Here is a 9,603-nt window from a genome sequence, read left to right as displayed (position 1 = left end):
GCGCCCGCTATCTGGGCTTGGCGCGCAACCAGACGCATCTGCGCCTGATCTGCCTCGCCATGAATCTCAAACGATGGGCGGTGCTGTCTCCTGCGGGAGCTGCGGCATGACCGCCGCCGCCCGACGCCAGCGGTCGGCCGCGGAAAACGCACCCATTCCACGCCGCGCGCCGTCCGACGCCGCGCAAAAAAAGCCCGACATCGGGAACCACTCGCTCACATCCCATTAAGCAAAGCTCTCGCTTGCGGGAGAGGTACAGGCCGCCTTCGGCGGCCGTCATTTCAAGAGACGCCGAGGCAAAGCCTCGGCTATGGCGAAGCGCCGGGTGAGGGCTTTCTCCCCTTGGGGATTGTCCCGTTGCGGAAGCACCCTCTCCCCAACCCTCTCCCGCAAGCGGGAGAGGGAGCGCACCTCCATCGTTGCAGCAATGAAGCCTTATCTCATCACGGTTCAGCCTCCCACCGCAGCCGCGCGCCGCGGCAGCTTCCAGCCGGGCCGGATGAAGTGGCAGGTGTAGCCGTCAGGATAACGTTCGAGATAATCCTGATGCTCCGGCTCAGCTTCCCAAAACTCAGCTGCGGGCGCGACCTCGGTCACCACTTTGCCGGGCCACAGGCCAGACGCCTCGACGTCGGCAATGGTGTCTTCGGCAATCCGCTTCTGCTCCTCGCTCGTGTAGAAGATCGCCGAGCGGTAGCTGGTGCCCCGATCATTGCCTTGGCGATTGAGCGTGGTGGGATCATGGATCTGGAAGAAGAACTCCAACATGGTGCGGTAGCTGGTCTTGGCGGGATCGAACATGATCTCGATCGCTTCGGCATGGCCTTCATGATTGCGGTAGGTGGCGTTCTTCACGTGCCCACCGGTGTAGCCGACGCGGGTGGAGATCACGCCCGGCTGCTTGCGGATGAGATCCTGCATGCCCCAGAAGCAGCCTCCGGCCAAAACTGCGCGTTCTGTCGTCATGTGATGTGCTCCCAACTGATCGCTCTGCCCGTTCTGCAGCTACCGCATCATATAGGCTTTCGGCGGCCCGGCCGAAAGCCACGCATTGCAGGCGGGTCCACCCGGTTCCGAGAACCGGATGGACCCAAAGCAAACGCCCGCCTCTAAACCAGCTTGGCGTCGAGCGTGATCGCGGCGTTGAGCACCTTCGAGACCGGGCAGTTCTTCTCGGCCTCGCCGGCGATCTTCGCAAAGCCGGCCTCGTCGAGGTTCGGCACTTTTGCACGCAAGATCAGCGCGGATTTGCTGATCTTGAAGCCCTTGCCCTCGGGCTCGAGCGTGACGGCTGCTTCCGTCGAGAGCTCATCCGGCGTGAATCCTGCCATCTGAAGGCCGAAGGCCAACGCCATGGTGAAGCAGCCGGCGTGCGCCGCCGCAATCAACTCCTCGGGATTGGTCCCTTTCTCGTTCTCGAAGCGGGTCTTGAACGAATAGGGCGTCTGCGCGAGCACGCCGGATTCGCTCGAGAGATGACCGGTGCCATCGCGACCGGTGCCTTTCCAGACTGCCGTTGCCTTGCGGATCATCTCAATTCTCCTTGTTTTGTTTGGTTTTGTTTGTCTTCAAGCACCGGCGCTCCGTACCGGTAAAAGGCGACATTGGCGTGGCCGCCTGCCCTCCCAACCGATCGAGCGCTGCAGCGGTTCCGTTAGCTACCGAGTTGACCAACATGGAAGCCGAGCCGGTTCTCGACGTCGCCGGCGCGATGGAAGCCGCGCGCCATCAGCGCCTTGATGCGCTTCTGGCTCGCCGGGCGGCCGAGCGCGGCCAGAAACGCATCCCATTCCGGCTTGATCTCGGCATCAGGCGGCAGGCTTGCGACATCGACGAGCCGCTTGGTCTCGGCGATGGCCTCCTTGTCGAAGGACGCGATCCGCATGGCGAGCGCCTCGACGAAGCCGTCGAGCTCGGCATCCGGCAACGATCGGTTGACGTAGCCATAGCGCTCGGCGAGATCGCCGTGGATGTCGTCGGCACTGAGCAGCACTTCGAGCGCACGGCCGCGGCCGATCAGACGGGGCAGCCGCGCCATCGGCCCGCCGCCGGGCACGAGACCGGCGCCAACCTCCCATTGCGACAGGATCGCCTTCTCGCGGCTGGCAAAGCGCATGTCACTGGCGAGCGCGAGCTCGCTGCCGACGCCGATGGCGCGGCCCCGGATCGAGGCGATGGAGACCACAGGCGCACGGCTGAGGCGCACCAGCATGTCGGGCAACGCCGGGAGGCCGGTCGGCCCGGGCGGCACCTTGAGGGAGTCTTCCAGCGGCACAAGGAAGTCGTAATGGGTGATGAAGAAGCCCTCGACGGCGCTGTCGAACACCACGACCTTCACATCCGGATCGGTCTCGATCTCGGTGATCATGTCATTCAGCAGCGGCAGGTGCTTCGGGCCAAAGATGTTCACCGGCGGCATGTCGAAGGTGACACGCCAGTATGACGGCAGGCGACGCTCCAGACGGATGTCTGCGGTGGTGAAGGTGCGTTCGGGACGATTCATCTCTTGCACTCCCTGATGGATGTATTCGCGTTTCAGATCGACTGCCGCAGCGGGCGGAACGCGGTGCGCACCTCCGCACAGAACAGCGCGGGCTGCTCCCAGGCCGCAAAGTGGCCGCCCCTGTCCAGGCGGTTGTAGTGCATCAGCTTCGGATAGGCCTTCTCGGTCCAGCTGCGCGGTGCGGCGTAGATCTCGTCCGGGAAGACGCTGACGGCGACCGGGATCTCGACGTGCTTCGGCGCGAAGAACACCAGCTTGTTCTCCCAGTACAGCCGCGCCGACGACACCGCTGTGTCGGTGAGCCAGTAGAGGGTGATGTTGTCGATGACATCGTCGCGCGACAGGCCTTCGGGCTTGCCGTCGAACACCCGCGCGATCATCGCGGCGCTGCGCGCATCGTGGTCGAGCATCCAGGACGCAAGGCCCGCCGGCGAATCCACGAGGCCAAGAAGCGTCTGCGGCCGGTTCGACATCTCGATCGCGTAGCCGAGGCCGTGCTTGTAGAAATCGTCGAGCTGGTCGTAGGCGGTGCGCTCGTCAGTCGAGAGATTCGACGGCCGCACTCCACCGGGCTGAAGCGCCCTGGCGATGTCGTCGGGCACGGTCGCCGGCATGTTGGTGTGGATGCCGAGCAGCTCCGGCGGCGCGATCAGCGCCATCTGTTCCGTCACGGCGTTGCCCCAGTCACCGCCTTGCGCGACGTAGCGGTTATAGCCAAGCCGCTTCATCAGCTCGATCCAGGCCCGCGCGATGCGCTGGGGATCCCAGCCGAGCTCCGTCGGCTTGCCCGAGAAGCCGTGCCCAGGGAGCGAAGGGATCACCAGATCGAACGCGTCCATGGCCCTGGCGCCATGCGCGGTCGGATCGGTGAGCGGGCCGATGATCTTCATCTGCTCGATGATCGAGCCGGGCCAGCCATGCGTGACGATCATCGGCAGTGCATTCTCGTGCCGCGAGCGGACGTGAATGAAATGGATGTCGGCGCCGTCGATCTCGGTGACGAATTGCGGCAATGCGTTCAGCCGCGCTTCGATCTTGCGCCAGTCATAGTCGCTCTGCCAGTAGCGCACGAGCTCCTGCACCGTCCTCAGCTGCACGCCCTGCGATTGATCGGTGACGATCTCGCGATCCGGCCAGCGCGTGGCCGCGAGACGACGACGGAGGTCGAGCAAGTCCGCCTCGGGCACGCTGACGTGGAACGGGCGGATCGCACCGCTCGCAGCCGCCGGATGCAGTGGTAGCAGGCTCGACACGCTGGCGGCAACTGCGCCCATCGCTGCCTGGCTCAGCAATTGACGGCGGTCGGGGTTGAGGATGTCGGTGCGGGCTTGCGTGGTCATGTTGGATCTCCCTTGCTTTGATCGGCGTCATCGACCGAGTTCGAAATCGAAACGTCGGTTCGTCATGCAGAGAGCTTGGCGCAGGCGCTTTCGATTTGCCCGTTATGGCTTGTTAGACCGCGTTAGCCCTTGCGAGTCCGCGCGATGAACCAGAGCACGCGATGATGCCGATGTGGCACGGCGCGAGGACGTCAGTCATCGCGCGCCGTATCGGCAGGAGCTGCATTGACTGCAACTCACGACGCCAGCGGCAGGCCGGCCTGCTCGCGGACGATATAGTCGGCATACCAATCCGGCCAGTTCTCGTCGTGTGCGCCGGTCCGAGTCTCGTGCTCGCCATGCGCGATCGCTGCACGGCGCAGCGCCGCCGCCAGATCGGCCGCCGACGCGAATGTCGCGCCGCCGCCGGCGATGCGCCCGGGCAACCGTGTCGTGACCTCCTGGAACAGCCAGCCATTGCCGTCGGGATCGCTGAATGAGGCGAATGAGCTGTAGCTGCCGCGTTTCGGGTCGACGCCGCCAACCCGAACGCTGCCGAACAGATAGGGCTCGTCGGACCCGGCATGAACGTCGCCGGCACCGTGGAATGGCGCACTGACTTCGACGCCACGATCGAGCAGGTCCTGCCGGGCCGCCTCCAGATTGGAGACGATCAGGTACAGGCCTCGCGCCGAGCCGGGCGCTGCGGCGGTCACGTTCCTGCCGAAGATCACCGAGCAGGCCGAGCCCGGCGGCGTGAACTGGATCACGCGCCAGTCGTCGCCCGAGGCGAAATCGGCGTCGAGCCGCCAGCCGAGGCGCGCGTAGAACGCCTTGGCACGGTCGACGTCGGACACCGGAATGACGACGACTTCAAGCTTCATGTCAACGCTGCGCGATGTCGAGGGCCTGGTGCCGGTATCGCGATCGATTTCGATGGTGGTCATGTCGAGCTCCCGTGGTGTGAGTTGAGGCTGTCCTTCATGCGACGGCCGGCATCACGATGGTCACGCGCGTGCCGCCCTGCCCCGCCTCGCCGTGCAACCGCGCGTGGATGCTGCGTGCGAGCCCTTCGAGGATACGGCTGCCGGTGCCCTGAAGCGGACCGGTCGCACCAATGCCGTTATCCGCGACCGTGCAGAGCCAGGCGCCGTCGCGGCTCGCCAATTCGATGCGAATCAGCGCGCCGCTCTTGTTCGGGAAGGCTTGCTTTGCCGCGTTCGTGACCAGCTCGGTCAGCATCAGGGCGAGGCGATGACATTGCGCAGCCGGCAGCCTGCCGCTCTCGACCGCGGCCTCGCAGCGGATGCCTGCCGGCTCCAGCACCGCTTCGGAGAGGGCCCCGCACAGGTTTTCAAAGAAGGGCTCCACAGCGACGGCCGATGGATCGTCGTTGTCGGACAGGAGCTGATAGAGCCGGCCGAAGGCGACGATGCGCCGCTCGAGCCGGTCCACCGCCAGCGACACGTCCCGCGTAGCTGCGCGCGTGAAGTCGCGGCGGACTGACGCACCCAACAGCGTCAGTGTGTTCTTCATGCGGTGGTGGGACTCCCGCAGCACGAGCTCCCAATCACGCGACTGGTCATCCAGACTGGCAACGAACTGAGGTCGAGCGACATGGTCGTTCGGTCGAGCGCCGATACCGGACATCATAGCCTCCCCGTAAAAATAGGATCTAACTCGAAGGCTATACTGGATGCGGCGCGCGCGTTTTGCCCGTTAGACGTTGCAAGATTCTGTTATGATCGGCGGCGCCCCGCAAATCCTGCGGCGGACTTCATCGCCTCACGGTCAGGCACGCTGACGAATTGTCGCGGCCGCCTGTAAACCGCTCGCGTTTAAGCAAATTTGCAACAGACTATCCCGGTGCGCTCGGCGACCGCCACGCGATTTCGCCACTTTCGGCCAGTTTACTGGAGGTCTCGGTCTGGTAGATCAAACTGCAGACTTCAGCTCATTCACTGGAATCATTCGCCTGTGCCGGACATAAACGAGCAGGATTCGGTCATTGCCTTCGGGCCGTTCCGCTTGTTCGCGAAATCGCGGCTGCTCGAGAAGGACGGCGCCCCACTTCACCTCGGCGGCCGTGCGCTCGACATCCTCATTTTTCTCGCCGAGCGCGCCGGCGAGGTCGTCGACAAGCGGGAGCTGATCAAGCGCATCTGGGCCGACGTGAACGTCGACGAAGGCAGCCTGCGCTTCCACATCACGACGCTGCGCAAGGCTTTGGGCGATGCCGGCGAAGGCTCCCGCTACGTCGTCAACGTCCCGGGACGCGGCTATTGTTTCGCGGCTCCGCTGCTCCGGCCTGCAGCATCGGAGAGCCGGACCAGCCCGCCCGCCGCTTCGCCGCGCTCGCTGCCGTCGCCGCTCGCGAAGATGATCGGCCGGGACGATGCGGTCGAAAGGATTTCCACCGAGCTTGCCGAGCATCGCTTCGTCACGATCGTCGGCCCCGGCGGGATCGGCAAGACCTCGGTCGCGCTCGCCGTCGCGCAGGGCGAGCTCGCGGCCTTCGACGGCCAGGTGTGTTTCGTCGATTTCGGCGCGCTGACCGATGCCCGGCTCGTCCCCGGGACGATTGCCGCCGCGCTGGGCCTCACCGTCAATTCCGAGGACCCGATACCGGGCCTGCTGACGGTCCTGCGCAGCCGGCGGATGCTGCTGGTGTTCGACAGTTGCGAGCATATGCTCGACGAACTCGCGCCTGTGGCCGAGCGCCTCGTCCGCGAGGCGCCGCAGCTGCATATCTTGGCCACCAGCCGCGAATCCTTTCGCGCCGAAGGCGAGCGCGTGCATCGGCTGTTTCCGCTGGATTGCCCGCCGCAGCGCGAGGGGCTCGGCATCGCCGACATCCTTGCCTATCCCGCAACCCAGCTCTTCGTGGAGCGCATTGCCGAAACTTTGAGCGAATTCGAGCTCCGCGAGGAGGATGCCCCGCTCGTCGCCGAGATCTGCCGGCGACTGGACGGCATTGCGCTCGCGATCGAACTCGCGGCCGGGCGGGTCAACGCCTATGGCATTGCCGGGACCGCCTCGTTGCTTGACAGCCGCTTCTCGCTGCTGTGGCGGGGACGGCGCACCGCGATTCCGCGGCACCAGACCTTGAGCGCGGCGCTGGCCTGGAGCTACGACCTGCTGCCGCCGACCGAAAGCGCGACGCTGCGCGGATTGTCGGTGTTTGTCGGGCCGTTCACGCTGGAGGGCGCGCTGGCCGTCGCGTCCTGCCAGGGGATCAGCGAGCCCGAAGCGGTCGAGGCGATCTCGAACCTGCTCTCCAAATCCCTGATCGCGACGTCGCCTGCGGAGCGGCGGCTGCGCTATCGTCTGCTCGACACCACCCGCGCTTTCGTTGGCGACAAGCTCGTCGAGAACGGGGAAGCGGACCGCGTCGCGCGCGCCCACGCCGAATATTTCCGCGACTTCCTGCACGACATTGCCCTCAAGTCCACGGGCATGCAAAGCGCCGGCGGCTTCCTCCCCTATGCCGACCATTTGCCGAATGTCAGGGCCGCGTTGACCTTCAGCTTTTCCGAGCGCGGCGATCGGACGATCGGCGTGGATCTGGCGGCCTCGGGGGCGCAGTTCTTCCTCGAACTGACCTTGCTGACGGAATGCTACCGCTGGACCCAGCAGGCGCTGGCGTCACTCGATACGAGCGCCGTGGACAGCCGGAAGGAGATGACCTTGCAGGCTGCGCTCGGCGTCTCCGTGATGTTCACGCAGGGCAATACCGAAGCAGTCCGGTCGGCGTTCACGCGCAGTCTCCAGCTGGCCCGGGAGCTCGAGGACCTGCACTGGCAGCTCTGGTTGCTGCGCGGATTGCACATCTATCTGACCAGGGTCGGAGACTTTCACGGCGCGCTCGGAACCGGCGAACAGGGCGAGAGCGTCGCGCGAAAGCTGAACGATCCCGCTGCCGCGCTGAACGTCGAATGGATGCTTGGCGTAGCGCATCATTTGATCGGCAACCAGGACAAGGCGGTTCGGTTCTGCGAGAGCGCGATGGTGCACAATCCCGGCTCGCAACGGCTCAACATCGGGCATCTCGGGTATGACGACCGCATCGTCGCGCTGGTGGCGCTGGCGCGCGGGCTCTGGCTCACCGGCCGGCCCGAGCGGGCGATCGAGGTGGCGAAATACACGGTTCGCGAGGCTGAGCTGCTCGAACAGCCGCTCACCCTCGGCATCTCCCTGATCTGGACGATTTACGTGTTCCTCTGGGTCGGCGACTGGGACAACGCCGAACTTCTGATCGAGCGGCTGATCGATCATTCGGCGCGGCACTTCCTCGGCCCCTATCACGCGGTCGGCATCGGCCAGAAAGGCGAGCTCCTGCTGCGCCGCGGTGACGTTGCCGGGGGCATCGAGCACCTTCGCCGCAGTCAGGCCACGTTATACGCGACACGGCACCGGATCATGACGACCGTCTTTGCGACGGCGCTCGCGGAGGGTCTCGCTTCGCAGAATCAGCCCGACGAGGCGTTGCAGACGATCAACGAGGCGATTGGCCAGATTCCCGATCATGGGGAATCCTTTGACATGCCGGAGATGCTCAGGGTCAAGGGCGACATCCTCGCCCGGTCGGGCAACGCTGTGGACGCCGAGAGCTGCTTGCGCAAATCGCTCGACCTGTCGCAGCGACAATACGCGGTTGGCTGGGAGCTCCGCGGCGCGATCAGCCTTGGCCGCATCTGGCGCCAGGCCGGAAAAGCCGCCGACGCACGCGATCTGCTCGCTCCGCTCGTCGCGCGCTACCAAGAGGGGCTAGAGACGCGCGATCTGGTCGCCGCAAGGGAGCTGCTGGGCACCCTGAATTGACAGTATCTTCAACGGGATACCGCCTAAGTGCCCACTCGCAACTCCTAACAACTTCTAACACGCCAAGCCGCATACGCCCCGCCATGGTGGCGACACTTCATGGTGGATATGGCGGGACATGGCGCTTCTTGACGATGTAATCGATGCCAGCGGCGGCTTGGCCCGCTGGAACAGCTTGAAACGGTTTACGCTCCACCTGTCCGTCGGCGGATCGCTGTTCTCCAGCGCCGGACATGCCCGGGAATTCAAAGACGTGACCGCGGAAGGCTCGACCCGCACGCAGTCGCTCCGGTTCACGGGCATCACCGGAGGCGAACACTCCGGCTCCTTTCAACCCGACGCGATCACGATCGAGAGCCTGGATGGTGAAGTCCTGCGGACCTGGCGCAACCCGAGCCTCGCGTTTGCCGAGGTCGGCGTCCCCGCGCTTGCGGACGAACTGCATCTCGTCTTCTTCTGCGGCGTTGCGATCTGGAACTATCTGACCAATCCATTCCTGCTCGCCCATCCCGATGTCATGGTGGAGGAGCTGCCGCCCTGGCGTGAGGGCACAGAGACGTGGCGGCGGCTGCGGGCGCAATTCCCCTCGCACCTCATTACGCTCGCACCTGAACAGATCTTCTATTTCGACGAGAGCGCCCTGCAACGGCGGACGGACCATGATCTCTTCGGGATCAAGGTCGCACACTACTCCTGGGCTCATGACAGGTTCGGAGGCATCGTTGTGCCGACACTCCGACGCGCGCAGACGCTGCAGCCGGACGGAACGGTGATCGCCAAGCCCGTGTTGATGGATGTCGAGATCTTCGACGCCGTCTTCGAGTAGGGACGAGGACCCGCGAGAGCGGCAACCACTGACTCTCAACACAATGCATAACGAGCCAACAGACGCCTTGGCGGCATCGGGCACAATCTGCCGCAGGAGGCGCCGAAGGTGTCTGCCGACGCGATCCTAGACGT

Annotated in this window: 9 protein-coding genes; 3 read left to right on the top strand and 6 right to left on the bottom strand. The window is 64.9% G+C overall.

What is annotated here, in order from left to right; genetic code table 11:
- The first annotated feature begins 106 nt into the window (after positions 1 to 106).
- Positions 107 to 229: a hypothetical protein gene (locus YU9_RS50840; RefSeq protein ID WP_256375916.1), complete on the top strand. Its 123-nt coding sequence runs from the start codon at positions 107 to 109 to the stop codon at positions 227 to 229.
- Between the two features lie 221 nt (positions 230 to 450).
- Here YU9_RS50840 and msrA read toward each other — a convergent pair whose 3' ends face one another.
- The 6 genes from msrA to YU9_RS0133590 all read right to left on the bottom strand — a co-directional run bounded on the left by msrA (position 451) and on the right by YU9_RS0133590 (position 5,472).
- Positions 451 to 966 carry a peptide-methionine (S)-S-oxide reductase MsrA gene (gene msrA, locus YU9_RS0133615; protein WP_027576707.1) on the bottom strand — a complete coding sequence of 172 codons (516 nt, stop codon included), beginning with the start codon at positions 964 to 966 and terminating at the stop codon, positions 451 to 453.
- 143 nt (positions 967 to 1,109) lie between these two features.
- A complete protein-coding gene (locus YU9_RS0133610; RefSeq protein WP_027576706.1) occupies positions 1,110 to 1,532 on the bottom strand; it encodes an OsmC family protein in 423 nt (140 codons plus the stop codon).
- A gap of 122 nt (positions 1,533 to 1,654) precedes the next feature.
- On the bottom strand, positions 1,655 to 2,503 hold the full coding sequence (locus YU9_RS0133605) for an enoyl-CoA hydratase/isomerase family protein (protein ID WP_027576705.1): 849 nt from the start codon (positions 2,501 to 2,503) through the stop codon (positions 1,655 to 1,657).
- A gap of 32 nt (positions 2,504 to 2,535) precedes the next feature.
- Positions 2,536 to 3,843, bottom strand: a complete 1,308-nt coding sequence (locus tag YU9_RS0133600; RefSeq protein WP_027576704.1) for an epoxide hydrolase family protein — start codon at positions 3,841 to 3,843, stop codon at positions 2,536 to 2,538.
- A 236-nt stretch (positions 3,844 to 4,079) separates the two neighbouring features.
- Positions 4,080 to 4,769 carry a VOC family protein gene (locus YU9_RS0133595; protein ID WP_027576703.1) on the bottom strand — a complete coding sequence of 230 codons (690 nt, stop codon included), beginning with the start codon at positions 4,767 to 4,769 and terminating at the stop codon, positions 4,080 to 4,082.
- Positions 4,770 to 4,803: 34 nt separating this feature from the next.
- The gene (locus tag YU9_RS0133590) at positions 4,804 to 5,472 is read right to left on the bottom strand and encodes a sensor histidine kinase (protein WP_027576702.1); all 669 of its coding nucleotides are present in this window, start codon (positions 5,470 to 5,472) and stop codon (positions 4,804 to 4,806) included.
- A gap of 327 nt (positions 5,473 to 5,799) precedes the next feature.
- On the opposite strand from YU9_RS0133590, the gene YU9_RS0133585 reads away from it, so the two are divergent.
- Together YU9_RS0133585 and YU9_RS0133580 are read left to right on the top strand one after the other, a co-directional pair.
- Positions 5,800 to 8,643 carry a winged helix-turn-helix domain-containing protein gene (locus tag YU9_RS0133585; protein WP_027576701.1) on the top strand — a complete coding sequence of 948 codons (2,844 nt, stop codon included), beginning with the start codon at positions 5,800 to 5,802 and terminating at the stop codon, positions 8,641 to 8,643.
- Positions 8,644 to 8,761: 118 nt separating this feature from the next.
- Positions 8,762 to 9,469 (top strand): hypothetical protein, encoded by a 708-nt coding sequence (locus YU9_RS0133580; RefSeq protein WP_027576700.1) that lies wholly within the window; start codon positions 8,762 to 8,764, stop codon positions 9,467 to 9,469.
- Positions 9,470 to 9,603: the final 134 nt, after the last annotated feature.

Source organism: Bradyrhizobium sp. WSM1743 (assembly GCF_000473065.1).
GTDB lineage: Bacteria > Pseudomonadota > Alphaproteobacteria > Rhizobiales > Xanthobacteraceae > Bradyrhizobium.
Note: the sequence above shows the minus strand (reverse complement) of the source record. Positions and strands in the feature narration are given on the sequence as shown.